This is a genomic window from Cupriavidus sp. KB_39, assembly GCF_052114485.1.
Taxonomy (GTDB): Bacteria; Pseudomonadota; Gammaproteobacteria; order Burkholderiales; family Burkholderiaceae; genus Cupriavidus.
The window spans coordinates 1-554 of sequence record NZ_JBFREV010000174.1; the positions used below are offsets into that span (position 1 = coordinate 1).

The 554-nt window shown below is 64.6% G+C and carries 1 protein-coding gene; it reads left to right on the forward strand.

Annotated features, from left to right (window positions below; translation table 11 throughout):
• Positions 1-554: RHS repeat-associated core domain-containing protein (locus tag AB4Z27_RS29365; protein WP_441646025.1), on the forward strand; the 554-nt coding region annotated here is incomplete at both ends.

Here is a 554-nt window from a genome sequence, read left to right on the forward strand (position 1 = left end):
TACGACGCGCTCGGGCGCAGGCTGGTCAAGTCGTCATCCGCCCACGGCGTCACGCTCTATGGCTGGGACGGCGACCAACTGGCGTGGGAAAGCCGGCCAGACCGCAGCACGCACTATGTCTACGAGCCCGGCACCTTCGTACCGCTGGCCCAGGCGGTGCGCCATGACGCCATCGCCCTGCATCGCGAGCCCGATTACGCGGGCGACTACGATATCGATGACGATCCGCTCTGGACCGAGGACATCGCCCCGCAGCCGTTCGACGCCATCGCCTGGTACCAATGCGATCACCTCGGCACACCGCAGGAGTTGACCGACGAGACCGGCGAGATTGCATGGTCTGCCCAGTACAAGGCATGGGGCGCCGCGCGCGAGGTCATCACCGAAGCGGCGCGCAAGGCAGGCATTGCCAACCCACTGCGCTTCCAGGGCCAGTATTACGACCAGGAAACCGGGCTCCATTACAACCGGCACCGGTACTATGATCCGGTAAGCGGGCGGTATGTCAGCAAGGACCCGATTGGGCTGGAAGGCGGGATTAATGCCTACGCGTA